The sequence below is a fragment of the Brucella pseudogrignonensis genome (assembly GCF_031454375.1).
Classification (GTDB): Bacteria; Pseudomonadota; Alphaproteobacteria; order Rhizobiales; family Rhizobiaceae; genus Brucella; species Brucella pseudogrignonensis_A.
This window is the reverse complement of sequence record NZ_JAVDQT010000001.1, coordinates 268,184-293,704: the sequence shown is the minus strand read 5'-3', so window position 1 is coordinate 293,704 and position 25,521 is coordinate 268,184. Positions and strand designations below refer to the sequence as shown.

The following is a 25,521-nucleotide window of genomic DNA, read 5'->3' as shown; positions in this document are numbered from 1 at the left end:
GAATTCCGCAAAGGCTGGAAACATCAACTCGCGACAATCGACGAAAAAACAATAATTTAGCAATAAACAAAATAGTTATTGGGACTGACGTTCTGAAAAAGAACGCTGCGCGGAACTCGCAGCGGCTTCACCTGCGGCTTGAGCCTGTTGCTCGGTTTGTCCGACTGCTTTGGCTGCGGCTTCTGCGTTGCTGCGAGCACGCTCAATGGCTGCAGCCTGCTGCTCTGGTGTCATCACACCGGAATTATCTTCCAGCGCCTTCATGAGATTAGGGCCATCCTGCTCTTGCAAGGCTTGCGCAGGAGTAGAGGTTTCTTGCTCTGGTTCAGCGGATACTGCGTTCGTATCGTCACTACCCTTGCCGCAAGCAGCAAGTGCAACAAGAACAACAGCGGAAATCAAAAACAAGAAATTACGGCTCATGACAAAAGCCATAACTGAAGAAAGACGACGTTTAAACTCTGAAAACGCACTCACCTCATCTTTGTTTTTAACAATCGCAGAATTTGTCACCTATTCCGCTCCCTTCGAGGCAAATAGCGGCCCGAAAATGGACCGCTATCTGAAGCCGGCGAATACCATGGGCATTCACGCGACCGTAACTGCAATCTAGTTTGCAGGCGGAGTTCCCGTTGTACCCGGCGTTGAAGGCGCAGGTGTAGCAGGAGTCGTTGTCGTGTTATTAGCAGGCGCTGCTGGTGCAGCTGGCGCTTCAGGCGCTGGTGCAGCCGGAGCATTGCTGGTGTCTTTTGAATTGTCGCTACAAGCTGCAAGACCCAAAAACGATACGGCAGCAACTGAAGCAATCAAAAACTTCTTCACGGTGGCTCTCCTTACCCTAAATTGAAGCGTTGCGGGGATATAGCCAACGCTTTCTGATTTATTGTGCGTGACCGGTTTAGCGGCCAATCACCTCGAAAAGACATTCGTCACATCACGCTTTTGTCCCCAGAGCTATTTCCAAGCGATGTGTTTGACGACGCCAACATCACGTTAGAAAACGGCGAGCATGCGGAAAGGTTCTCTCAAATAGTCTTACGAGCGGTAACAAACCGCCATAATAACAAAGTGCTAACCATAATTTTCTGCGTCACGCGCCTGTTACCCGACAATGTTTAACTCTGCCAAACAAGTCTGGATTCACCAGTGATTTGGCAGCGCAATAACCGGGAACATGGCATGAAAAAGAGAAGCGCGAACGATACAATCCTCAAACGTGCAGTCACTCAAAACAATGCACTTTCAAAAGACGGTGTTTCCGAAAGACTATTTGCCTGGCTATTTAAAGGGCTGGTTTATCCGCAAATATGGGAGGACCCGGAAGTTGATATGGCAGCGCTTGCCATTGAAACAGGCCACCGTATAGTGACTATCGCGTCGGGCGGCTGCAACGCACTTTCTTATCTGACTGCTGACCCGGCTTCGGTAGAAGCGGTCGATCTGAACAATGCCCATGTCGCGTTTAATCGGCTGAAGCTCGCGGCGCTCAAACACTTGCCGGACTACTCAACATTCTACCGCTTCTATGGAAAAGCCGATGACAAGGCCAATCTTGCGGCCTATCAGCGCTTTATCCAACCGCATCTTGATAGCGAAAGCCGAGCCTATTGGGAAAAGCGCAAATGGAGTGGCCGCCAGCGCATTTCGATTTTCTCTCGCGATCTCTACCGCCATGGCCTGCTTGGCGTTTTCATCGGCATGGGCCATCGCGTTGCCCGTCTTTATGGCATTGACCCGCGCGACATTCTCAAAGCACGCACCATGGAAGAACAGCGCACGTTCTTTGATACTGCCCTAGCACCATTGTTTGAAAAACGAATGGTCCGCTGGGCGACAGCGCGTAAATCATCGCTATTCGGCCTTGGCATTCCGCCACAGCAATATGATGCCTTGGCAACAGCTGGAAATGGCGACATGGCTTTCGTGCTCCGCGCTCGGCTTGAGAAACTCGCCTGCGCCTTCCCTCTCAGCGAAAACTATTTCGCATGGCAGGCTTTTGGACGCGGCTATAGCAGTGACGACGAGACCGGCCCTCTGCCGCCTTATCTCTCGCGCGTGAACTTCGACACTGTGCGCACGCGCGTTGATCGCATGAGCGTGCGCAATGCCAATTATACGGAATTTCTCGCCAAAAAGCCTGCTTCATCGGTGGATCGCTATATCTTGCTCGACGCGCAAGACTGGATGAACGACGCACAGCTCAACGCGCTCTGGAGCGAGATTACCCGCACGGCTGCACCCGGTGCGCGCGTTATCTTCCGCACAGCAGCCGAGCCAAGCCTGCTGCCAGGTCGGGTTGACACCTCAATACTCGACCATTGGGATTATCGCGCTGAACAATCTCGTGCTTTGCATGACCGCGACCGCTCTTCCATCTATGGCGGCTTTCATCTCTACGTTTTGAAAGACGCATAATATGAGCGTCCATCAAAAACACATCAACAGCGCAGACCATGCCAGTCTTATGGACCGCGTCTATCGCTACCAGCGACACTTCTACGATGCGACGCGCAAATATTACCTTCTAGGGCGCGATACGATGATTGCAGGTCTCAACGTGCCTGAAGGTGGCAGCGTCTTGGAAATAGGCTGCGGTACGGGACGCAATCTGATCAAAACCGCGAAGACCTACCCCAGCGCAAAACTCTACGGCATCGATATTTCAGCCGAGATGCTCGATACCGCCAAATCTGCAGCAAAGCGTGCCGGAATTGCGGAGCGCATAAAGCTCGAACGCGCTGACGCGACACATTTTGATCCCACCTCACTTTTCAACGTAGGTAGCTTCGAACGCATCTTCATTTCCTATGCCGTCTCAATGATACCGCAATGGCAGTCGGCAATTCAGGAAAGCATTCGGCACTTAAAGCCCGGCGGAGAAATGCATATTGTCGATTTTGGCGATCAGCAACGCCTACCAAGCTTTTTCAAAAATGCCCTTTTCACATGGCTTAACTGGTTTCATGTCACTCCGCGCGAAAACCTGTTTGCTGTGTCAGAGCAGCTTGCAAAAGAACAAGGCGCTCATCTGGAGCGAAAAGTCCTGCGTCGCGGCTTTGCATGGATCGCTATTATCCGCAAAGCTCCCTAAACCTGCGACACAATATATACTAAGCAAAGTTTTGCGGCCTCGGCGGGTGACGCAGACAACCGGATCGCGTAACCCTAATTAAGACTGATTCGCGACACCGGGACTATCGTATGAACGCTACCGCCAGCCGCTGCTTTCTTGCCCTCGGGGCGTTTCTTCTGTCCGCTTGCACGACAGTCGATTATGATTTCGCCGACGTTAAAAAATCCGGCAATTCAATGCAGCAAATGGCACGACCATCCGGCGCGGTTAATGCACCGCGTTTTGGTGATCGCAAGCCATTTGAATGGACTGGCCGCACGCCGTGGCATTATCCAATCCACGGCACCGATGTTTCAAAATATCAGGTCGATGTTGACTGGAACGCCGTGCGGCGCAGCGGCATTTCCTTTGCCTTTATCAAAGCGACTGAAGGTGGCGACCGCTTCGACGATCGCTTCACTGAACACTGGAACGGCGCAAAACAAGCTGGCATTCCGCGCAGCGCCTATCATTTCTATTATTTCTGCCGTCCAGCTATCGAGCAAGCGCGCTGGTATATCCAAAATGTACCGCGTGATCCAAATGCATTGCCGCCCGTACTCGACATGGAATGGAACGCACATTCGCCCTCGTGCAAGCTGAGGCCGAATGAAGTCGTCGTGCGCAAAGAAATGAAGATTTTCCTTGATGCCGTCGAAAAGCATTATGGCAAGCGCCCAATCATTTACACGACGGTCGACTTCTTCGATGAGAACAACCTCAACCAGCTGAGCGGTTATCCATTCTGGTTGCGCTCGACAGCCGGTCATCCGACGGAGAAATACGGCCCGCATCCATGGACATTCTGGCAATATACCGGCACCGGCACCATTCCCGGCATCAAGGGTGATGCAGACATCAATGTCTTCGCAGGCAGCGCGGGAGCATGGAAAAAGTGGCTGGAAAGCAACAAGGTCCGTTAACTCAGCAATAAACGGAAGCTCACACTAAGTTTCGCTTCATTTCCATGACGTGATGAGGCAATAGCTTAAAAAACAAATGGGGACGTTATTTCCCTCTTTAATTGTGAGTTCTCTCGATGAAACTTATCGCTTCAGTGATGGCTGCCGCTTTACTGGCATCAACTGCAATTTCCCCTGCTCTCGCTTCTCCGGCCCCGACCGCCGCAACGGACACGGCTAATCAGCCGAAGCCTGAATGCGAAATCGATTACGGTCAGTGGATGGAAAATCTGACCAAAGAAGCGCGCGAAGCAGGTGTTGGCGAAAAGGGTATTGCTGAACTGCACAAGGCAACGCTTGAACAAAAAGTTCTGGATCGCGACCGCAAGCAGACGGTTTTCAACCTCACTTTCACCGATTTTTCCAAGCGCCTGATCTCCGAAGCGCGCCTGAAAAATGGCCAGAACAACCTCGCCAAACATGCTGATGTCTTCAAAAAGGTCGAAGAAACCTATGGCGTTCCCGGCCCGGTTCTCGCAGCCTTCTGGGGACTGGAAACCGATTACGGTGCTATTCAGGGCGATTTCGATACTCTGAATGCACTGGTAACGCTTTCTTACGATTGCCGCCGTCCAGACCTGTTCCGTCCGCAATTGATTGCTCTGCTTAAGCTTTTCGACACAGGCGTTGTCGATGCGGCCACAACCGGCGCTTGGGCTGGTGAAATCGGCATGATGCAGCTTTTGCCGAAGGATTATCTTGAACGTGGCGTTGATGGCGACGGCGACGGCAAGGTGGATCTGAAGAATAGCATTCCTGATGCAATGATGACCGCTGGCCGCATGATTTCCGAGCTCGGTTGGAAGCGCGGCGAGCCATGGCTTGAAGAAGTGCGCATCACGCAGGATCTCCCTTGGGAAGAATCTATCCGCACCAATCGCAAGCCACATTCGTGGTGGGCGCAGCACGGTGTAACGGGCCTCAACGGTCCACTCGGCCCGGATGATGGCGATGCATCGCTGTTGCTGCCATTGGGTCGCAAAGGTCCCGCGTTTCTTTCCTATGCAAATTTCGACATCTTCGTTGAATGGAACAAGTCGATTGTTTACGCAACGACCGCTGCCTATTTCGCGACCCGTCTTGCAGGTGCTCCAGCCTTTAACGCTGGCAATCCTGATCAAGGCCTGACTCAGGAACAAATGAAGGAACTTCAGACTAAGTTGCAGGCGCGTGGCTACGACATGGGCAAGATTGACGGCGTCTTCGGCGTACTGACCCGCGATGCTGTTCGCACCGAACAATTGCGTTTGGGCATGCCTGCTGATTCCTGGCCAACGCCGGAACTGCTCGAAAAGCTCTGATATTGAAGAACTCGAAGGCGCGGACCACCTCCGCGCCTTTTTGCATTCCCCTCGTAAGTTGATCTCGCCATGCTTTCTACTTTGATCGTCGTCCTTCCCGTATTTGCCCTGATTTTTTCAGGCTGGCTCGCGTTCAAGCTAAAAATATTAGGTCCGCATGCAATAGCAGAACTCAACCGCTTCGTTGTCTATCTCGCCCTGCCCGCCCTGCTTTTCGATATCATGGCCAACACCCATGGCAGCGATCTCTGGCAACCTGGCTTTATCAGCGTCTTTTTGCTCAGCAGCGCGATTGCTTTCGTGCTTCCATTTCTTGTTCGTCTTCGCGGCAAGCTCTCACTTGCGGATAATGCGCTTGATGGTCTGAATGCAGCCTATCCAAATACAGGCTATATGGGCATCCCGCTTTCGATGATTGCGTTCGGCTCTGGTGTTCTTGCTGCAACGACAATCTCCATCATCATCACCGTCTGCGTGACTTTTGCTTTTGCGATTGTGCTGATTGAAATCGGTCTGCAAACAGAAAAGAAGCCGCTGCGCCTTATCTGGAAAGTTGCGCGCTCGCTGTTGCGTAATCCGCTACTGGTTGCGCCGTTTCTCGGCGCCTTGATGCCTGTGACTGGCCTAACCATTCCCGCCCCCGCCGAAACCTTCTTAAAAATGCTGGGTGGTGCTGCTTCACCTTGCGCATTGGTTGCGCTTGGCCTGTTCCTCGCGCAGCCGCGTAAGATTGAGCGCGATAGCGTCAACGCCATCGCCTTCCTCGTCTCGGTCAAACTCATTGTCATGCCGTTGGCAACATGGCTGCTTGCGGTTTACGTTTTCAATCTGCCAACACATCTCGCGCAAAGCGCCACATTGCTTGCAGCCCTTCCTGCAGGAACTGGCCCATTCATGCTGGCTGAACACTATCGTCGCGAGGCTGCCATCACGTCGAATGTCATTCTCTATTCGACCGTTCTTTCAGTGCTGACTCTCTCCGGTTTTCTCGCCTTGATCCGCTAAAACAGCAAAAGCCACCCTCAAAATTTGCAGTTTCATGGCTTTTTCATGAAATGTGAACAAATTTTTACAGACAAAATTTCAAAGACTTAGGTGGTAAACAGAAGGTTTTTTTCGCAATCACCCCATATTGCAGTAAGAAATCTTCTTTTGTTTAAACCGTTTTGCGCTTAGATTCAGGTTCTCTACCAGCGCGCATTCGATCAGTCATTGGCTCGTCGGGTGCATAGAAGGAGACAGACCGATGGGACTTACACGATCTTTGAACGTCCTCATGATCTGTGCAGCATTTGCATTTGTTGCAGCGTTGATAGCAGGCGTCATTCCCTGAACGAGGGATAGCCTAAGCCATTAGACGGCATCAGTTTTTGAGGATGAACTGATGTGTCTTACTTAAAGAAAAGCCCGGTTTTAAACCGGGCTTTTTTCATATCATGCAACTTCAAGCGCAGGCTCGGCTTTAGGCCGAATGCCAATCATATGGCAAATCGCAAATGGCAGGTCAGCGCGGTTCATCGTATAGAAATGGAAATCCTGCACACCACGCTCAATCAGATCCATAACCTGTTCGGCAGCAATGGCCGCAGCAACAAGCTGGTGCGTCTGCGGGTCTTTATCCAATCCGTCAAAGCGTTCTGCAAGCCAGGCTGGGATATGTGTGGCAGAGCGCGCGCAGAAATTGCTGACCTGCTTGAAATTATGCACCGGCAAGACACCCGGAACAATTGGGATATAAATGCCTGCACGACGCACACGCTCGACATAACGCTCATAGAGATCGTTATCGAAGAAGAACTGTGTGATCGCCCGCGTTGCACCATTATCGACCTTGCGCTTGAGCATATCGATGTCGGTCGCGAAATCCGGGCTTTCAGGATGCTTTTCCGGGTAAGCTGAAACAGAAATGTCAAAATCAGAAAGCTTACGCAGACCGCCGACCAGATCAGCACCATTCTGATAACCGCCTTCTGTCGGCACATATTTCTCGCCAATGCCGCTGGCAGGGTCGCCACGCAACGCCACAAAGCGATTAACGCCAAGCGCTGCAAATTCCTGCGCAACGCGATCCACTTCCTCACGCGTCGCATCCACACAAGTCAAATGTGCCGCAGGCTGAATATCAGTTTCTTTCAAGATACGCGCAACAGTGCGGATCGTGCGCTCACGCGTCGAACCACCTGCACCATAAGTCACAGAGACAAACTCAGGCTTGAGCGGCGCAAGCCGCGTTACCGTTTCCCACAGGCGCTGTTCCATTTCTTCCGACTTAGGCGGGAAGAATTCGAACGATACCCGGGTGGTCTGGCCGATATCAGGTCGGCGGGAAAGACCATAAAAGCCCATTAGACTGTCTCCGTCATGCTTGCATTGCGCGGGGCCGGATCAGCAATCAGCAAACGCGGATCATGGGCAAGCCAAAGCTTCACCGTCAGTCCATCGTCACCATTTGCAGCCTTTGGCGCCAACTCAGTTGTTTTTGCAGGTTCCAGCCCTGCCTCTTTCATCCAGCCCAGCATCTGCTCATCACTGAAACCAAGCCGTAAATGCGCGTGCTCTTCGCGCAGAAACTCAAGCCGGTGCGGGGCAAAATCAACGATCAGCAATCGACCGCCCGGACGCAATGCACGCGCAGCTTCCCGAATTGCGGCCAGTGGATCATCAAGAAAATGAAGAACCTGATGGATTGTCACCAGATCAAAATTCTCGCGCTCAACAGGCAGTGCATAGACATCACCCTGACGCACTTGCGCATTGGCCACCGATGCCAAATCAAGATTGGCACGCGCCACAGCCAGCATGTCACGATTAATATCAATGCCAAGCCCACGCAGATAAAGCGGTGAGAACAGCTCCAGCAAGCGGCCAGTCCCCGTGCCAACATCGAGCATCGCCTGAAACGGCTTCTCGCCAATGATGCCCTTAAGAGCGACCTCAACAGCATTTTCCGACACATGCAGCTTACGGATTTCATCCCAGCTGCCAGCATTCGCACTGAAATAGGCTGCGGCCTTTTCCTGACGACTGGATTTGACTTGCGAAAGCCGCTCCATATCCCGTTCAAGCAAGGTGTCGGCACTATCAAGCTTTGACAGCAAATTGCGCGCAACTTCGCCGCAAACCGCATTATCTGATAGACGGAAATACGCCCATGCGCCTTCCTGATAGCGATCAATCAAATCTGCTTCGCCAAGCAGCTTGAGATGCCGCGACACGCGCGGCTGCGACTGGCCAAGAATTGTGGTCAGGTCCGATACGGTCAAATCGCCTCTGGAAAGAAGCGCAAGGATGCGCAAGCGGCTTGGTTCAGCCACCGCTTTTAAAACATCCACCATCTGATCGAGCTGCAACCGCAATTCGCAACCTCCACAATCTAAAACATATAAAGATATGTTTATGTGAATTGTAGAAATCGCGCAAGTGATTTTCACACACCCATGCACAGCAAAACTGCCATGAAGCTCGGGTACCCGTTTGAGTGAATTAATAAGCAGAGTATGCTTGTTGCGAATCTCGCTGAAGGCCGGAAAGGAAGACAGCCATGGGTGCAAGCACTGAGCGCCAGAAGGCAGTTGCAAAATCGCTTACGCTTTTGCTCCCCGCAGTCCCCTATTCCGATTCCGAGCCGATCCGTGCAGCGGCACTTGCACCGCATATGAAAACTCTCCCACCATCTATAGCGGTCTGGCTCGCAACTGTTGCGCATGTCCGCCACGCGCATACCGACTATGATGCCTTGCGTGATGATGGCTATGATAAAGATTCAGCGCGCTTTTTCGTAATGGATGCAATCAATAAAAAGCTCACCGAATGGCGCGCAACACGGCTCGTCACCGCGGACGATGACGAGAAGGTAGAAATGTAAACGCCGCCCGAAGGCGGCGTTTAACTGGTTCAGATATCAGTGGGTTCCGTGCCCCTGTAAATAACCGTGTTTGCGCGGATCAGGCATGACCAGACCGACGATGAACACGATCACCATCATAATGGTCACATACCAGAAGAACCCGCTCTCAAAGCCGACCTTCTTAAACCACAGCGCCACATATTCGGCAGTGCCACCAAAAATTGCATTGGCAATGGCGTAGGAAAAGCCAACACCCAAAGCCCGCACTTCAGCCGGAAACAGTTCCGATTTCACGATGCCGCCAATCGACGTGTACATACTGACAATTGCAGATGCGATAGCAATATAGACAAACGCTATAGTCGGGCTTTGCACAGAGCCAAGCACTGTGAGCAAAGGAATCGTCGTCAACACCGATACGCCGCCAAACGCAATCATCATTGGCTTGCGGCCGACCTTGTCGGAGATATAGCCAAACAGCGGTTGCATGAGCATGAATGCAAACAGCGCAACGGTCATAACCTCGCTGGCTGTCTCCTTGTTCATACCGGCGGTATTGACCAGATATTTCTGCATATAGGTCGTGAATGTATAGAAGGTGAGCGAACCGCCAGCCGTGAAGCCCACAACAACCAAAAACGCCTTGCGGTGATGCTTCCAGATCGTCGCAAAACTACCCGCAGCCTTGCTGTTACGTGACTCTTCGGTGGAGGTTTCGTGCAGTGTACGGCGCAGATAAAGCGCAACGATTGCAGCCAAGCCGCCAATGGCAAACGGAATACGCCAGCCCCATTCATGCAGCTGTTCTGACGTTAAGAAAAACTGCAATATGACCAGAACCAGCACGGCCAGAAGCTGACCGCCGATGAGCGTCACATACTGGAACGACGAGAAGAAACCGCGACGCCCGGCAAGGGCAACCTCACTCATATATGTGGCAGTGGTGCCGTATTCCCCGCCGACCGACAGGCCCTGTAACAACCGGACAAGCAACAGCAAGAGGGGCGCCCAGAGGCCAATCGTTTCATAGGTTGGCAGGATTGCGATTGCAAAAGAACCAAGACACATCATACTAACAGAAATCAGCATAGAAGTGCGTCGACCAAGCCGGTCAGCCACACGGCCGAACAACCAGCCACCGATAGGTCGCATAAGAAAACCGGCTGCGAAAATCGCCGCTGCATTCAACAACTGACTGGTTTGATCTTCCGCTGGAAAAAACTGTGACGCGAAGTAAAGCGCGCCGAAAGAATAGACATAAAAGTCGTACCATTCGACCAGATTGCCGGAGGCGCTCGCAACGATTGCATAAATCCTTCGGCGTGTATCGTGAGCGTCGTGTTTCTCTTCGATCTCACCGTTTGCATCGCTGTGCATTTCTGCATTGCTCATTCTAAAACTCCCGATAGCAGCCGCAAAAGGGGATACGACTGCATGATTACTCGCCTTGCTTGGGAGAGAGCAAAACCAGTAATCGTTGATGTCTAAATCAATATATTCGGCAGGCTGTTCAGGCCTCAGATTTCAGTCTGCAAGTCTGCATGGTTTAACCAAAAGGCTGCACAGTCTCTGAAACTAACCTAGACGCACATCTTTGAAAAACAGATGTCGCCACTCCCAATCAAGCGATCCCAGCGGGCATCAAAAAATGTTTGGAACTACCTCCGATATCGCAAAACCATAGGAGCAATATCGTTTGTATGCAATCTATTATCATGCACTACTATTTGATTAGAAACTCTTCATCAGTCACATAAGAACCTGAAATTTAACTGTTTTACCGGATACGCAATTTGCAGACCCGGTAAAATCTTTGTGAAAGACGGTCTCCGTCACAGAGAAGAGAAAATCCGCTAAAGCGTTTGCCTATTTTCTGGCAACGATGAAAATGCGCGGGAAACACAGCAGCACCCGTCCGTCATTCAGCGTTGGATAGAATTCCAGAAGACGCGATTTGTAGGCTTTCAAAAATTCGCGCTGCTCATCATCATCCAATGGATCAAGAAACGGGCGCAGCCCAGTGGACTTCACCCACTCAATGATAGCGTCCACATCAGCCAGCTGATGATTGTAAATCACATGCCAGATATCGACATGGGACGCATGCTCAATCAAAGCGTTATAGTATTCCGTCGCTGGTGGCAGTGGTGCCCTGCCCTTATCGCCAATCTTCGCGTTAAATGGCTCTGTTTTGGCAACGTCACGCATCAAGACATGGGTCGGTTCAGCCATGTTATCCGGCATCTGCACTGCCAGATAGGCACCCGTCTGAAGCTCGGACAGTAACCTTTGCATCTGTTCTATGTGATCGGGAATCCACTGAAAAACCGCATTGGAAAACAGCACATCCGTTTCAGCATCTGGCACAAATTTGGTGAGATCACCAAGAGCGAAGTCCACTTGTGGCAAGCGCACTTTCGCCTTCTCGATCATATCCGGCGATGTATCAAAGCCCGAGGTTTTCGCATTAGGCCAGCGCTGAACCAGAAGTTCAGTAGAGTTCCCCGGTCCACAACCAATATCGACCACCTTACGCGGATTATCGATCTTGATCTGCGCCAGAAGGTCAGCCGCCGGGCGACTGCGCTCATCCTCAAACTTCAGATATTGCTGTGCGGACCAGTCTTTCATTTCAAACTCCATTCAAAGAAAAAGGCCGGTGCAATGCACCGGCCTTGATTTTGTTTAGCGTGTCAGCGGCTTGTAGGTAACCCGCTTTGGATTGACGCTTTCAGGTCCGAGACGACGAACCTTATCTGCTTCATAATCCTCGAAGTTGCCTTCGAACCATTCAACATGGCTATCGCCTTCGAATGCCAGAATATGTGTCGCCAGACGATCAAGGAACATACGATCGTGGGAGATGATAACAGCGCAACCAGCATATTTTTCAAGTGCATCTTCGAGCGCTGCCAGCGTTTCCGTATCAAGATCGTTGGTCGGTTCGTCGAGCAGCAGAACGTTGCCGCCTGCCTGCAACATCTTGGCAAGATGCACACGGTTACGCTGACCGCCGGACAGATTGCCGACCTTGGCCTGCTGATCGCCACCCTTGAAGTTGAACGCGCCGCAATAAGCGCGGGAGTTCATTTCAAACTTGCCGAGCTTGATGATGTCGTTGCCGCCAGAAATTTCTTCCCAGACATTCTTGTTTGGGTCGAGGTGATCGCGGCTCTGATCGACATAACCAAGATGAACGGTGTCACCGATGCGGATCGAACCGGAATCCGGTTTTTCCTGACCGGTAATCATCTTGAAGAGCGTCGACTTACCGGCACCGTTTGGACCGATAACACCAACGATACCACCCGGAGGCAGCTTGAAGGTAAGGTTTTCGATCAGCATACGGTCGCCAAACGATTTGGTCAGACCTTCTGCTTCAATAACCACCTGACCAAGACGCTCACCAGCCGGGATCAGAATCTGGGCATCGCCCGGACGCTGATTGTTGGCGGCTTCAACCAGCTGGTCATAGGCCTTGATACGGGCCTTAGACTTGGACTGACGCGCTTTCGGGCTCGCAGCAATCCACTGGCGTTCACGCTCAAGTGCCTTCTGGCGGGAATCGTCTTCACGGCCCTCCTGAATCATGCGCTTGGACTTGGCTTCCAGATAGGCAGAATAGTTGCCTTCATAAGGAATGCCGCGACCGCGATCGAGTTCAAGAATCCAGCCCGTGACATTGTCGAGGAAGTAGCGATCGTGCGTGATGAGGAGCACAGCGCCTTCATATTCACGCAAATGCTTTTCCAGCCACGCAGTCGTTTCAGCGTCAAGGTGGTTGGTCGGTTCGTCAAGCAGCAGCAGATCAGGCTTCGAAAGAAGCAGCTTGCAAAGTGCCACACGACGACGCTCACCGCCCGAGAGCTTGGTAACATCGGCATCAGCAGGCGGGCAGCGCAGAGCTTCCATCGCCATTTCAACCTGACTGTCGAGATCCCAAAGATTCTGGCTGTCGATGACGTCCTGAAGTGCTGCACCTTCGTCAGCGGTTTCATCAGAATAGTTCATCATCAGTTCGTTGTAACGGTCGAGGATAGCTGTCTTGTCAGCCACACCTTCCATAACATTGCCAAGAACTGTCTTTTCCGGATCAAGATGCGGTTCCTGCGCAAGATAGCCGCAAGTCGCACCTTCAGCGAGCCAGGCTTCGCCGGTGTAATCCTTGTCGAGACCAGCCATGATCTTGAGGATCGTCGATTTACCGGCACCGTTAGGACCAAGAATACCGATCTTAGCATCCGGATAGAACGACAGATGAAGGTTTTCGATAACCTTTTTAGCACCATAGGCCTTGTTCAGCCCGGACATATGATAAATGAATTGGCGTGCCATAAAGCGCGTCGTCTCCACGAGTTAGAGAGCGTGATCAGCGATAACGCTGAACCGCAGGGAAATTTCTGAGGGCTATGTAGGCGAAATAGCGCGCGGAAGCAAATATCATCGCGCAAACTTCAGCTTGAAAAGCTCATAAACAAAATGAAACCGGGCGCGGATATTTCCGTCACCCGGTTTCCCCTCTGGCCACCACTCGGGAAAGTATCCTCCCTTTCACCGAATGGCCTGCTAGTTATGCCTTAATACCTAAATTCAACGCCTCTGGATTTCCTTCAAAACTCCGTCGACATCCCCTGTTAAAGATAGATTTGCCTAGGTTTCTGCGGTTTTCAAGCGGAATTTGCTCAAAAATTGCATTTGCCTAAAATTAATTCACTCAACCTCTGGATGCCTTTTTAAGCGACACTACCAAAAGAGCGTTTGACTATTTGCGCAGCATAAATTCAGATGGTTTCATGTCGTTTGAAAACATCCATCGCTTGCCGCTCAGTGGCGGAATCGAACTGCCATTTCGGCAATCGCTGATTGCTGCACCAAAGGCTGCTGTGCACATCTGCCACGGGCTTGCCGAACACTCTGCACGCTATACGCGGTTTGCTATAGCCCTCAACGCAGCAGGCTATAATGTCTATGCGCACGATCATCGCGGGCACGGCGCCAATATTGGTGCATATGCACCAAGAGGAATATTCGCGCAAAAAGACGGCTATAGAGTGGCAATTGATGATGTTCTTGCCCTAAACCGCCATATTCATGCCTCACACCCTGGCTTGCCGGTGGTTTTATTCGGACATTCAATGGGCGGACTGATCGCGCTCAATTATACGCTCATTCACTCTGAAACAATTGATGCTGCAGCCATCTGGAACGCCAACTTCAACGGAGGCGTTGAGAACAGCGCGGCGATGGCAATTCTGAAAATCGAGCGCATGCTCAAAGGCTCAGACGTTCCAAGTTCGATCCTGCCAAAGCTCACCTTTCGGGCTTGGGGCAACGCTATCCCCAACCATCGCACCGCGTTTGACTGGCTATCGCGCGATGCTTCAGAGGTTGAAGCTTATATCAACGATCCGCTTTGTGGCTTTGATGCAAGCGTCGCCTTATGGATCGACGTATTCCGCATGATGAAGGCGGGTGCGACTGACAGTAATTTTGCAAATATCCGCCGCGACCTGCCGTTTAATCTCGTTGGCGGTGGCGAAGACCCTGCAACTGACAATGCCAAAGCCACCAAAAAACTCGCACACCGAATGCAGGCGATGGGCTTTAGCAAAGTAACCTGCACAGTTTATCCCAACACACGGCACGAAAGTCTCAATGACCTAAACCGGGATGAAGTGACGCATAATTTTCTGGATTGGCTCGCGCAAGCTCTTCCGTCTGGTAACAAGTCCGGCTAAAAGCAGCTAATATTCTGAGAAACTGGTCAGGCTCACGTTTTCTTGAAACACTTGGTTTGCCCGGCAATCAGTGGTATGGAGCCCGCCTTGCGCGCTACAGGGCACCTGTACTGAGATATTACGCACACTGATTTACGGTAAATGCGCAAGGAATGAAGGAACTCCGCTTGTCAACACCGACGATTTCTGTGGTCATCCCCTGCCGCAACGAAGCCGACAATCTCGCTTTTCTGCTCGATGAAGTCGATAGCGCCATGCTGGGCCGCGCCTATGAAGTCATTGTCGTAGACGATGGCTCGACAGATTCAACCAGCGATGTGCTGGCTGGCCGCATCCATGCAGGCAAGCCGCTACGCCATATCCGTCACGACCGCTCATCCGGCCAGAGTGCTGCTTTGCGCTCAGGCGTTTTCGCAGCACGTGGCCAGATTGTTGTGACAATGGATGGCGACGGGCAGAACAATCCTGCCTATCTGCCAGCACTTGCCGACGCCCTGATCAATGCCGGCCCTGCTTTTGGCATTGCCGCCGGTCAGCGCCTCAAGCGCACTGACACCAAGCTCAAGCAGCTTTCCTCGCGCTTTGCCAACAATCTGCGCGGTGCGATCCTCAAGGACAAAACACGCGACTCCGGTTGCGGCCTCAAAGCACTGCACACCGATCTTTTTCGCGAGCTGCCATTCTTCGATGGCTGGCATCGTTATCTGCCTGCGCTCGCTTTGCGTGAAGGTTTTGATGTCGTGCATATCGATGTCACCGACCGCGAACGCCGCCACGGCAAATCGAATTACGGAATTCTCGACCGCGGCTTGCGCGGCATTCTCGACCTTTACGGCGTGTGGTGGCTGCGCAAGCGCCGCAAGGTTGTGCCGCGTGTGACGGAGATTACCCATGACTGATATTTTCAGCAGCCTTGCGAGCTGGTTACACGATGTATTCGTAGCACAATGGGACGGCTGGATTATTCTAGGCTTTGTCGCTCAAGCCTGTTTTACCATGCGCTTCGTCGTGCAGTGGCTTGCATCTGAAAAAGCCAAAAAGAGCGTTATGCCAGTGGCATTTTGGTTCTTTTCGCTCATAGGTGGCGTGCTGCTCTTGGTTTACGCTATCCAGCGCAAAGACCCTGTTTTCATCGCAGGTCAGGGCTTTGGCCTGATCGTTTATATCCGCAATCTCTGGCTTATTGCCAATGAGAGAAAGCGGTTGAAAGCAGCGAATTAATCCTTTTCACCAAACAAAAACGCCGATCTGAAATCCTCAGATCGGCGTTTTTGTTTTTAGCTCTTTAACGTCCGCCCCACCGAGCGATAATCCAATCCGGTTCCGGCAACATCGTCAGCTTTATAGACATTGCGCAGATCAATCAGCACATTGCCATCCATCACTTTTGCGACACGCTTCAAATCAAGCGCACGATAAGCATTCCACTCAGTCAAAAGCGCCGTGACGCCCGCGCCTTGTACAGCCTCATAAGCGGAACCGCACCAGATCACTTCTGGCAAAACAGATTTAGCAGCATCCATCGCTTCCGGATCATGCGCACGAACAGAAATGCCCGCCTTTTGAATGGCGGCAATAATGTCAATCGCAGGCGATTCACGAATATCATCCGTGTTCGGCTTGAAAGCAACACCCAGCACAGCAACTGTTTTCGTGCCACTCTCACGAGCAGCAGCAATAATACGGTCCGCCATCGATAGCTTGCGCGCTTCGTTGACCGCGATTACTTCTTCGATCAGCGACTGCGGCGCATCATATTTTTTGCCAGTCGCTGCAAATGCACGGGTATCTTTTGGGAAACACGAACCACCAAAGCCCGGTCCTGCATGCAGGAACTTCGACCCGATGCGGTTATCCATACCGATAGCGCGCGCAACCTCCTGCACATTGCCGCCCGTTTTTTCGCACAGATCAGCCACCTGATTGATGAACGTCACTTTCATAGCGAGAAAAGCATTGGCTGCATATTTGATGATTTCAGCGTTCTCCAACGAAGTAACGACCATTGGCGTCTCGCGCAGATAAAGCGGACGATAAAGCCGCTGCATCGCCGCCTTGCCGCGCTCATCATCAACACCCACCACCACACGATCAGGGCGCATGAAGTCTTCAATCGCTGAACCTTCGCGCAGAAACTCCGGGTTTGAGACCATCGAAAACTCAACGCCCGGACGCGCAAGCGCTATACGGTCGCGAATGCGCGCATTGGTGCCGACAACAACGGTCGATTTGATGACGACCACCGCACCCGGCTTCATCGCTGCCGCGATTTCATCGGCAGCAGCTTCAATATATTGCAGGTCCGCTTCACCATCACCACGACGCGACGGCGTGCCGACTGCAATCAGGATCACATCGGCATCAGCAACGCTGGTCGCAAGATCGGTACTGAATTCAAGGCGGCCATCACGAATGTTGCGCCCCATAAGCTCATCAAGCCCTGGCTCGAAAATCGTGACTTTACCCGCTTCAAGCCGTTCGATGATCGACGGGTTTTTGTCGACACAGGTAACGTGAAAGCCAAATTCGGCAAAACACACACCTGAAACCAGACCCACATAGCCCGTTCCGATCATCGCCAGCTTCATATGTTCAGTCCTTTAATCTAACTTAGAGCCATTTATCATAGTCTGAGACGAGCAAATGCAATGGCTTTTCGTTCTCTTCAATATCGGAAAAGCGGCCGATCGGCTCACGGAAAATATTGTCCGTCAGATCGTCATTAACGGTCGATACTTCACCGATCAAAACATCGCCGCCCTCGCCCCAAAAGGCATGCCAGTTGCCCGGCAGCAGCGTGACACTTTCACCTGGGCTTAGCTTCAAATGCGCACCAGCTTTCTGCGTTACCAGCCGCCCATCCGTTGCGACGGTCACATCAGTTTCTTCTTCAACACTACCATCGGCGCGCGAATTAAACAGTTCCAGCACCAGCGTACCGCCACCACGATTGATGATGTCTTCAGCCTTCAATGCATGGCGGTGCATCGGCGAAATCTGGTTTTTACGCGAGATCATGATCTTTTCGGCATAGAGCATGCCGGTGCCGCGCTTGAGGTCTTCAACATTACCGTTGCGTGTTGTGAACAGAAACAGACCAAGATCCGCAAACTTGCCCTGACCATAATCAGTAATGTCCCAGCCAAGACGTCCATCGAGAATAGCCTTTGAATCGCTTGACGTGCGCTTTTTCAGCTCTTCAGGCGTCCAATAGGCGAATGGCGGCATGATGTAGCCAAAAGAACGGATGAAAGCATCGCTTTCGCGGATAATCTCATTAACTTCTGAACGTTTCATGGCCTGCGAGCCTCCCATGGAATGAAACCGAATGTGTCAGGCAGCTTGGTAACTGGCTTTCTCCCATCTTGGCAATCCCGCGCGCGCAACTCACACATATTTGCGAAGAACTGCGCGAATGCGCGCGTGTCGTCTTTACGCGAAAATCATGTCGCATCCCAATGCGCGTTTAGAACATTTCAATGATTGAATCATGACAACGGAAGCCAGTGTGAACATCAGCCAATGAACAGACAAGCCATTGAGATAATGGGAAAGCGCAGCTTCTGGAGGATAAAGGGAACATTCGGTCGAGCAAGCGTCGCTGAGAGAACAGCACCAGCCCGACTTTGATACGGACGCAAAGGGTCGATTCTATGGACGTTCGCAACGAAATGCTGGGACTTTTGATCGGGCGCGACCCAAATTTCAGCCTTGAGCAGAAGTTTTATACCGATCCAGATTTCTACAAGCTTGATCTGGAAAACATTTTTTATCGCGACTGGCTATTTGTCGGTCACGATTGCGAACTGCCCAAGACCGGCTCTTACATGACCGTACAGGTGGGCGCATATCCGGTTGTGATCGTGCGTGATTCACAAGGGACTATCCGTGCGTTCCACAATTCCTGCCGTCACCGTGGCTCGCGCATCTGCGCGGCTGAAAAAGGCACCGCTGCTAAGCTTGTCTGCCCCTATCATCAGTGGACTTATGAACTCGACGGACGCCTGTTGTTTGCGCGTCAGGTCGGACCAGATTTCAAGCCTGCCGAATATGGTTTGAAGCAAGTGCATTGCGAGACTGTTGCGGGCTATATCTACGTCTGCCTCGCAGACGAAGCGCCAGATTTCAACAGCTTCCGCACTCTGGTCGAGCCTTACCTCGCACCGCACAACATCAAGGATGCCAAAGTCGCCTTTGAAAGCTCGATCATCGAGAAGGGAAACTGGAAGCTCGTTTGGGAAAACAACCGCGAATGTTATCACTGCGCTGCCAACCACCCGGAACTTTGCCGCACCTATCCCGAAGCACCAAGCGCCACCGGCGTTCAGGGTGTGATGGAAGACCCGGAAATCAATCAGCTCTGGAAAAACTGTGCTTCCATCGGCTTGCCTGCCGAATTCAACATGTCGGAAGACGGTCGTTATCGCATTACCCGTATTCCACTTCTGCGCGATGCGGTAAGCTACACCATGTCCGGAAAGCCAGCGGTCAAAAAACCATTGAGTGATCAGGTATCGGGCAACACGAATATCGGCGCGATGCTGCTCTTCAACTATCCTTCGACCTGGAACCATCTAATGGTCGACCACGCCATTTCCTTCCGCGTCATGCCAATCAGTGCCGAGGAAACCATGGTCACAACCAAATGGCTTGTTCACAAGGATGCAGTTGAAGGCGTCGATTACGACCTCGATGAGCTGACTCACGTCTGGATACAGACCAACGATCAGGACCGGCAGATAGTGGAAGAAAATGCCATTGGCATTCGCTCACCCGCCTACCAGCCCGGTCCTTATTCCGTCGAGCATGAAGGCGGCGTGATGCAGTTCCTTGAATGGTACACCAACACCATCACGCCTCGCCTGAAGGGCGAAACTGCAAAGCTCAGCCGCGTCGCATAATTTGCAATGAACTTAAAGAAGTGAGAAGGCCATGCAGCCTCTGAAATATCTGGATGAGATGCTGCCGTGGAACGACAGGTTGCAGATGCTGCAATGCATCTCGGCCATCGAAGAAGCGCCAGACGTCATGACCTTCTCCTTCAAAACGCTGGAGGACAACTGGTTCCGCTATACACCGGGCCAGTTCGTCACGCTTGAACTGCCGATTGAACGGGCCGATGGACTGGGACCGGTACTGCGCACCTATACGCTGTCATCAACCCCTTCCCGCCCCTATCATATCTCCGTCACTGTCAAAGCGCAGAAGGACAGCATCGGCACCCGCTGGATGCTGGATCACTTGCGCCCGCCGATGACCATTAAGGCCTATGGCCCCAATGGTGACTTCTCGCTCGCCAATCATCCTAGCGAAAAATATCTGTTCATCTCGGCTGGTTCTGGCATCACGCCAATGGTTTCGATGACACGCTGGCTGTTTGATTGTGCTCCAGCAACAGATGTCGCCTTCATCAACTGCGCGCGCTCGCCTGATGACATTATTTTCCGCAAGGAACTGGAATTGCTGTCGGGCCGCATGGAAGCCATGCGCCTTGCATTCATCGTCGAGCAGTCATCGGCACGCCATGTCTGGCCGGGCCTGCATGGTCGCATCGACCGCGCAAGGCTTGAACTGCTGGCACCGGATTTTCTGCATCGCAAAGTATTCTGCTGTGGTCCTGAGCCGTTCATGAATGGCGTGCGCGGCCTACTGGAACAATCCGGCTTCGATATGGCCAATTACCATCAGGAAAGTTTCCAGCCTGCCAGCGAAATTTCTGCTATACCCTTGCCATCAACACTGGCCGCGACGGCTGAAAAACCTGCGGCTCCCGCAAAGCCTGCCGTGCTACCTGCAACGGTCGTCTTCACGCTTTCAGGTGTCGAAGTCGAATGCACCGAAAATGACACAATCCTGCTGACCGCCCGCAATGGCGGATTAAAAATTCCGAGCGCTTGCGAATTCGGCATTTGCGGCACCTGCAAAGTCAAATGTATCGGTGGTGAAACCGAAATGACCCACAATGGCGGCATTCGTGATGACGAAGTCGCGGAAGGCTACATCCTTGCCTGTTGCAGCCGTCCGCGTGGTCGTGTCGAAATTGATGCCTGATTAGGCCTTTTTCAAAAATTCCGTGCGCAGCACGAGGCCTTTGACCTGCTTGGTGCTGCAATCAACTTCGTCCGGGTTCCCCGTCAGGCGAATACCCTTAACCAGCGTACCGCGTTTGAGCGTCGTCGAGGTTCCCTTAACCTTCAAATCCTTGATAAGCGTAACGGAATCGCCGTCATTCAGCTGCGTTCCATTGCTGTCACGTGTGATTTCATCGCTCATAATCATCCCCAATCCGTGTCAATAAAGCTGCTCGGTAGCACCAAAGACAATGTAATACCAGAACACGGATAATGGCTGGCATCGCCCCTGATCGCTGACTATAGTTGCCGTAAAGCATTCAGGAGCGTTTTATGATCGGACATGCCCTTCTCGTCGTTGATGTGCAAAATGACTTCTGCCCTGGTGGCGCCTTGGCCGTAGATAAGGGGGATGAGATTCTGCCTGCAATCAACCGTCTGATTGACGAGAGCGAGCATGTCATTCTGACACAAGACTGGCACCCGGCAGGACATTTGAGCTTTGCTACCAGTCACCCAGGGAAAAAGCCATATGACAGCGTGGAGATGGCTTATGGGCAGCAGACGCTATGGCCTGACCACTGTGTTCAAGGCACGCATGGTGCGGACTTCCATCCAGATTTGCAGTGGACGCGCGCGCAGCTTGTCATCCGCAAAGGCTTTCGCATTGGCGTAGACAGCTACTCATCTTTTTATGAAAACGACCGCAAAACGCCGACAGGCCTGTCAGGCTACTTGCGTGACCGCGAAATTGGTTCTCTGACAATCGCGGGACTGGCCACCGATTTCTGCGTTGCCTATTCCGCGCTTGATGCAATGGCGCACGGTTTTCAGGTGCGCGTAAGGCTTGACGCTTGTCGCGGCATCGACATTGGCGGGTCAATGAATGCCATGCTTGATCAGATGCAAAAGGCGGGCGTTGAACTTATCAACGAACCCGCCCTTGCATCTCATTTCATCTGATTATTTCTCGATTTCGCCATCCGGCAGAACGACATAGATCAGCACGGCAATGATCGTGATGAAGAAGCGGAATGCCGATTCAATTCCGTTCCATGTAGACGACATCCACATGCCGAACCATTCGCCACCAATCGACATGAAACCAACCTGCCAGACGAGAAAACCGACCGAAAGACCAGCTATGCCCCACTTCTTGGAGTGATTGAAGCTCTTTGCATCGCCACCCAAACGGCCAAGCATCGCAAAAGCACCGATCCAGCAGAGAATGGCTGTCAGTGTTTCAGCAGCAATGATCAGAATATAGCCCGCATTGTGCAGAGTATTGCTCTCAATAGCGCGATATTTGATCGTGGCATCTGGGAAAATGGTGTCCATCAGAAGCACATGCTGAACGAATGCGAAATTGCTGCCGTAATCGGTAATATTGCCGAACGCGACAAGTGTTGCGAAGAAAGCAATTGCCGCAACAAATGCGGTTTTGCTCAAACGAGTAACGACCATGGAAAACCCCTCTCCAAAAAAGTCGCAGCCGCAGTCGTTTCTGACTGACAGCATATGAAGATACGCTCCGACGGGCCTTGTCGCGAGCAGATCAACGCTTGCGAACTCTTTCGATTCGGTCAACAAAAAAGGCGGCAAGCGCCGCCTTTCTCTTCGTTAAACAGTGCAAGGCTTAGTGCAGTGCAGCTTCGTCAGCCTCGTTCTGCCACTCCGGGTTCCGCTTGTTATATCGGATCGACGACATGAATGAGAGACCGATCAACACCGCACCAATAAGTCCGGTGATCACTTCCGGGATATGGAACAGTGTCTGCACATACATGATCACCGCCAACACGAGGATCGCATAAAATGCGCCATGCTCAAGATAACGGTACTGCCCAAGGGTCTTTTTCTCGACCAGCATAATGGTCAGCGACCGGACATAAAACGCCCCAATACCAAGACCAATTGCAATCACAAACAGGTTGGTCGTCAGCGCAAATGCACCGATAACGCCATCAAACGAGAAGCTGGCATCCAGCACTTCGAGATAGATAAACGCTCCAAGACCACCACGATGCACCATATCGACCTGCTCCTGCGAAGCGTCGAGCACCGCACCCAAGCCCTCAACCGCCAGGAAGGTCAACAAGCCAAACAGCGCCGCCACAAGGAATGTGTGCGAGTGGTCGGCATCAAGTTGATACGAGAAAAACAGGATCAGAGCGATTGCAACGCCGATCTCAATACCCTGAATCGAAGCAAACTTGGACATTTGGCTTTCGATAACTTTGACCCAGTGCACGTCCTTCTCGACGTCGAAGAAGTACTTCATGCCAACCATCAGCAGGAATGTGCCGCCAAAGGCCGCGATACCCGTATGCGCCTCAGCAATCACCCGCGCATATTCATTGGGCTGCCAGATCGCAAGTTTCAGCGCCGAAATAGGGTCCGTCCACATGGCAACCGCAACGATCGCCAGCGGGAAGATAATCCGCATGCCAAAAACGGCAATGATAATGCCCCATGTCAGGAATCGATGCTGCCATTCGGGTGTCATGTCACGCAGGATGCGCGCATTGACGATAGCATTATCAAACGAAAGCGAGATTTCGAGGACACTGAGCACCGCACAGATGATGAAAACAGAGACCATGCCTCCGACTGTGCCGGTTGTCGAATATCCCAGCCATAAGGCACAGAGCAAACCAATGACCGTGAAAATCACAGGCCAAATGAAATATCTAAAAGTGGTCATAACAAACCATCTGATTATCAAGTTTATGAGGCAGGCCGAACTATCGATCTGGTAAAACACCAGACAAACGGCGCTACTCCTGCGGCGCACATCTTATGTAAGAAGCCGCACTGCCGCGAACAAGAAAAACAATGGCAAAATTGTGTTCACGAAAAAACGCAAAACTCAAGATTACGTGATCGGTCATGTTCTTTGCCACCTTAAGCAAAAAATATGTGGCAATTATCGTGTTTGATCATAAGCTCGTTACAGCACGCTAAAACCATAAGACATGATTGAACCGGAGAATAATATGCTTACAGGCCCTCAATGCCGCGCCGCTCGAGCGCTCGTAGAATTCTCCCGCGATCGACTTGCACAACTCTCGGGCATTGACGCCGCTGTCATCGAACACTTTGAGCGTAAGATCGGTACACCGACCCCCGAGCAAAAACAGGCTTTACAGGATACGCTTGAAAGGGTCGGCGCTCAATTTATCTGGGAAAACGGTGGCGGCCTCGGCGTAAGGCTAAAATTCAACCGTTCTGAAGCAAAACGAATTGCCAGCTTGGAAAACGAAGGCGGCATTCCGGCTTATGACGACGTTCCGTGAATTTAGACGGGACGGCCTCATTTTCACCCCCCCTAATATTATCAGCACCCTCTCAGCTTGAATGATATGGGTGAGGTAAAACCGTTCAAAATTCCAATTTTTTGGTTTATTTCTGGGCATGATTAACATATTGATACGAATAGACCTTTTGAGGTTATACTTTCATTTTTTCTAAATTACGCTCCAAGGGGATTGATCCGTGATGAAGCTAAATTCAAGCATATATAGCAGGAATTTTGCGGGTAAGACTGTGCGTAATATTGCTTTAATGAGTACCTTTTTTATAGCAACAACAGCTTCTGCTCTTGCCGCAGACATAGTTGCGCCTGCGCCTGCTCAGTCAGAGTTTCAGGATCAACAGCAATGGCGTGTTATATTCAGCCCCTATGTCTGGGGCGCATCGCTCAATGGCAATGCAGGATTACTCGGATATTCATCTAAGGTTGACGTCCCATTTAAGGAAATTTTCAGCAATCTCGATATGAGTGCAATGGGCAACATCGAGATTACGAATGGTAAGTACGGCGTTTATTTTGACGGTCAGTACACCAAGACCAGTCAGGGCGAAGACATCCTCCACGAGCGTCTCGATCTCGACATAATATCGACCTCGCTCGCAGGTGGTGTTTTTTATCGAGCTTACCAGCAGGATCTTGATGGCCTGACTTATTTCGGACGGCAGCGCGTCTTTGCTATCGAGCCAACGGCCGGTGTCCGATGGACACAGATCAAGGCAAAACTCAGTGTCGGGCCGTTCAGCGAAACACGTAAAGCAGAATGGACCGATCCATTTGTAGGCACACGCGTGCTTTACGATGTGAGCGAGCGCTGGAACATATCCGCTGAAGCCGACATTGGTGGCTTTGGCGTTGGCACTAAATTGAGCGCACATGGTCAGATCTATCTCGGTTATCGTACAAAGACATTCGATTTGCCGACAATCTGGCGCGTCGGCTATCGAGCGCTATATCAAGATTTTAATGACAAAGAAGGTCGTGAGAGATTCAAATATGACGTTACCCAGCACGGTCCTGTGGTTGGCGTCTCTATTGTTTTCTAATAGCTTTGTCAGGCCACAATCCGCTGCGATGATAACGCAGAGGGATTGTGGCTTTGATAGCAGCAACTTGTGCGTTCAATTTCCTTGTGGAGTTTTGCGCTTTTCGGCCTATTAATCAAACCACGAGAACGTCC

At 51.7% G+C, this 25,521-nt stretch carries 26 protein-coding genes; 14 read left to right on the top strand and 12 right to left on the bottom strand.

The features are described from left to right. Positions 1 to 75 precede the first annotated feature (75 nt). Together J2782_RS01395 and J2782_RS01390 are read right to left on the bottom strand one after the other, a co-directional pair. Complete coding sequence (locus tag J2782_RS01395; protein ID WP_310009815.1) at positions 76 to 513, bottom strand: hypothetical protein; 438 nt, start codon at positions 511 to 513, stop codon at positions 76 to 78. 96 nt (positions 514 to 609) lie between these two features. Next, the gene (locus tag J2782_RS01390) at positions 610 to 822 is read right to left on the bottom strand and encodes a hypothetical protein (protein WP_310009813.1); all 213 of its coding nucleotides are present in this window, start codon (positions 820 to 822) and stop codon (positions 610 to 612) included. Positions 823 to 1,179: 357 nt separating this feature from the next. Here J2782_RS01390 and J2782_RS01385 point away from each other — a divergent pair, with 357 nt between their 5' ends. The 5 genes from J2782_RS01385 to J2782_RS01365 all read left to right on the top strand — a co-directional run bounded on the left by J2782_RS01385 (position 1,180) and on the right by J2782_RS01365 (position 6,380). After that, positions 1,180 to 2,415: a BtaA family protein gene (locus J2782_RS01385; RefSeq protein ID WP_310009812.1), complete on the top strand. Its 1,236-nt coding sequence runs from the start codon at positions 1,180 to 1,182 to the stop codon at positions 2,413 to 2,415. Position 2,416: 1 nt separating this feature from the next. Continuing rightward, positions 2,417 to 3,091 carry a class I SAM-dependent methyltransferase gene (locus tag J2782_RS01380; protein ID WP_310009811.1) on the top strand — a complete coding sequence of 225 codons (675 nt, stop codon included), beginning with the start codon at positions 2,417 to 2,419 and terminating at the stop codon, positions 3,089 to 3,091. A 110-nt stretch (positions 3,092 to 3,201) separates the two neighbouring features. Continuing rightward, positions 3,202 to 4,035, top strand: a complete 834-nt coding sequence (locus J2782_RS01375; RefSeq protein ID WP_310009809.1) for a glycoside hydrolase family 25 protein — start codon at positions 3,202 to 3,204, stop codon at positions 4,033 to 4,035. A 116-nt stretch (positions 4,036 to 4,151) separates the two neighbouring features. Continuing rightward, positions 4,152 to 5,375: a lytic murein transglycosylase gene (locus J2782_RS01370; protein WP_250038836.1), complete on the top strand. Its 1,224-nt coding sequence runs from the start codon at positions 4,152 to 4,154 to the stop codon at positions 5,373 to 5,375. Between the two features lie 69 nt (positions 5,376 to 5,444). Next, the gene (locus J2782_RS01365) at positions 5,445 to 6,380 is read left to right on the top strand and encodes an AEC family transporter (RefSeq protein ID WP_310009808.1); all 936 of its coding nucleotides are present in this window, start codon (positions 5,445 to 5,447) and stop codon (positions 6,378 to 6,380) included. 429 nt (positions 6,381 to 6,809) lie between these two features. Here J2782_RS01365 and metF read toward each other — a convergent pair whose 3' ends face one another. Both metF and J2782_RS01355 read right to left on the bottom strand, forming a co-directional pair. Continuing rightward, positions 6,810 to 7,721 carry a methylenetetrahydrofolate reductase [NAD(P)H] gene (metF, locus tag J2782_RS01360; protein WP_310009807.1) on the bottom strand — a complete coding sequence of 304 codons (912 nt, stop codon included), beginning with the start codon at positions 7,719 to 7,721 and terminating at the stop codon, positions 6,810 to 6,812. Next, a complete protein-coding gene (locus tag J2782_RS01355) occupies positions 7,721 to 8,710 on the bottom strand; it encodes an ArsR/SmtB family transcription factor (protein ID WP_310011032.1) in 990 nt (329 codons plus the stop codon). The genes metF and J2782_RS01355 overlap by 1 nt, the downstream gene beginning before the upstream one ends. A 206-nt stretch (positions 8,711 to 8,916) precedes the next feature. Here J2782_RS01355 and J2782_RS01350 point away from each other — a divergent pair, with 206 nt between their 5' ends. Continuing rightward, the gene (locus tag J2782_RS01350; protein ID WP_310009806.1) at positions 8,917 to 9,240 is read left to right on the top strand and encodes a DUF2293 domain-containing protein; all 324 of its coding nucleotides are present in this window, start codon (positions 8,917 to 8,919) and stop codon (positions 9,238 to 9,240) included. A gap of 36 nt (positions 9,241 to 9,276) precedes the next feature. On the opposite strand, the gene J2782_RS01345 is transcribed toward J2782_RS01350, so the two are convergent. From J2782_RS01345 to ettA, 3 genes are all read right to left on the bottom strand, one after another. Beyond that, on the bottom strand, positions 9,277 to 10,614 hold the full coding sequence (locus J2782_RS01345) for an MFS family transporter (protein ID WP_310009805.1): 1,338 nt from the start codon (positions 10,612 to 10,614) through the stop codon (positions 9,277 to 9,279). Positions 10,615 to 11,088: 474 nt separating this feature from the next. Further along, the gene (gene tam / locus J2782_RS01340) at positions 11,089 to 11,853 is read right to left on the bottom strand and encodes a trans-aconitate 2-methyltransferase (protein WP_310009804.1); all 765 of its coding nucleotides are present in this window, start codon (positions 11,851 to 11,853) and stop codon (positions 11,089 to 11,091) included. A gap of 54 nt (positions 11,854 to 11,907) precedes the next feature. After that, positions 11,908 to 13,557 carry an energy-dependent translational throttle protein EttA gene (ettA, locus tag J2782_RS01335; RefSeq protein ID WP_105518739.1) on the bottom strand — a complete coding sequence of 550 codons (1,650 nt, stop codon included), beginning with the start codon at positions 13,555 to 13,557 and terminating at the stop codon, positions 11,908 to 11,910. 458 nt (positions 13,558 to 14,015) lie between these two features. On the opposite strand from ettA, the gene J2782_RS01330 reads away from it, so the two are divergent. From J2782_RS01330 to J2782_RS01320, 3 genes are all read left to right on the top strand, one after another. Further along, on the top strand, positions 14,016 to 14,960 hold the full coding sequence (locus J2782_RS01330) for an alpha/beta hydrolase (protein ID WP_310009803.1): 945 nt from the start codon (positions 14,016 to 14,018) through the stop codon (positions 14,958 to 14,960). Between the two features lie 167 nt (positions 14,961 to 15,127). Then, positions 15,128 to 15,859: a glycosyltransferase family 2 protein gene (locus J2782_RS01325; protein ID WP_310009802.1), complete on the top strand. Its 732-nt coding sequence runs from the start codon at positions 15,128 to 15,130 to the stop codon at positions 15,857 to 15,859. After that, the gene (locus J2782_RS01320) at positions 15,852 to 16,181 is read left to right on the top strand and encodes a lipid-A-disaccharide synthase N-terminal domain-containing protein (protein ID WP_310009801.1); all 330 of its coding nucleotides are present in this window, start codon (positions 15,852 to 15,854) and stop codon (positions 16,179 to 16,181) included. Before J2782_RS01325 ends, J2782_RS01320 begins: the two co-directional genes overlap by 8 nt. A gap of 56 nt (positions 16,182 to 16,237) precedes the next feature. Here J2782_RS01320 and J2782_RS01315 read toward each other — a convergent pair whose 3' ends face one another. After that, a complete protein-coding gene (locus J2782_RS01315) occupies positions 16,238 to 17,548 on the bottom strand; it encodes a UDP-glucose dehydrogenase family protein (protein ID WP_310009800.1) in 1,311 nt (436 codons plus the stop codon). Between the two features lie 22 nt (positions 17,549 to 17,570). Beyond that, positions 17,571 to 18,257 carry a D-lyxose/D-mannose family sugar isomerase gene (locus tag J2782_RS01310; protein WP_310009799.1) on the bottom strand — a complete coding sequence of 229 codons (687 nt, stop codon included), beginning with the start codon at positions 18,255 to 18,257 and terminating at the stop codon, positions 17,571 to 17,573. Between the two features lie 356 nt (positions 18,258 to 18,613). Between J2782_RS01310 and J2782_RS01305 the strand changes: the two genes are divergently transcribed. Beyond that, positions 18,614 to 19,861 (top strand): aromatic ring-hydroxylating oxygenase subunit alpha, encoded by a 1,248-nt coding sequence (locus J2782_RS01305; RefSeq protein ID WP_310009798.1) that lies wholly within the window; start codon positions 18,614 to 18,616, stop codon positions 19,859 to 19,861. A 31-nt stretch (positions 19,862 to 19,892) separates the two neighbouring features. Then, positions 19,893 to 21,011, top strand: a complete 1,119-nt coding sequence (locus J2782_RS01300) for an FAD-binding oxidoreductase (protein WP_310009797.1) — start codon at positions 19,893 to 19,895, stop codon at positions 21,009 to 21,011. On the opposite strand, the gene J2782_RS01295 is transcribed toward J2782_RS01300, so the two are convergent. Beyond that, the gene (locus J2782_RS01295; RefSeq protein WP_140903813.1) at positions 21,012 to 21,233 is read right to left on the bottom strand and encodes an alkylphosphonate utilization protein; all 222 of its coding nucleotides are present in this window, start codon (positions 21,231 to 21,233) and stop codon (positions 21,012 to 21,014) included. It abuts the gene before it with no gap. 131 nt (positions 21,234 to 21,364) lie between these two features. On the opposite strand from J2782_RS01295, the gene pncA reads away from it, so the two are divergent. Beyond that, on the top strand, positions 21,365 to 21,994 hold the full coding sequence (gene pncA / locus J2782_RS01290; RefSeq protein WP_310009796.1) for a bifunctional nicotinamidase/pyrazinamidase: 630 nt from the start codon (positions 21,365 to 21,367) through the stop codon (positions 21,992 to 21,994). Here the strand turns inward: pncA and J2782_RS01285 are convergent, their stop codons facing one another. Further along, positions 21,995 to 22,495: a DUF2165 family protein gene (locus J2782_RS01285; protein WP_250038824.1), complete on the bottom strand. Its 501-nt coding sequence runs from the start codon at positions 22,493 to 22,495 to the stop codon at positions 21,995 to 21,997. Between the two features lie 172 nt (positions 22,496 to 22,667). Next, positions 22,668 to 23,735: a DUF475 domain-containing protein gene (locus J2782_RS01280; RefSeq protein ID WP_310009795.1), complete on the bottom strand. Its 1,068-nt coding sequence runs from the start codon at positions 23,733 to 23,735 to the stop codon at positions 22,668 to 22,670. Positions 23,736 to 24,027: 292 nt separating this feature from the next. Here J2782_RS01280 and J2782_RS01275 point away from each other — a divergent pair, with 292 nt between their 5' ends. Both J2782_RS01275 and J2782_RS01270 read left to right on the top strand, forming a co-directional pair. Next, positions 24,028 to 24,327: a helix-turn-helix domain-containing protein gene (locus tag J2782_RS01275; protein WP_310009794.1), complete on the top strand. Its 300-nt coding sequence runs from the start codon at positions 24,028 to 24,030 to the stop codon at positions 24,325 to 24,327. Positions 24,328 to 24,526: 199 nt separating this feature from the next. Continuing rightward, positions 24,527 to 25,387 carry a hypothetical protein gene (locus J2782_RS01270; protein ID WP_404989584.1) on the top strand — a complete coding sequence of 287 codons (861 nt, stop codon included), beginning with the start codon at positions 24,527 to 24,529 and terminating at the stop codon, positions 25,385 to 25,387. Positions 25,388 to 25,521: the final 134 nt, after the last annotated feature.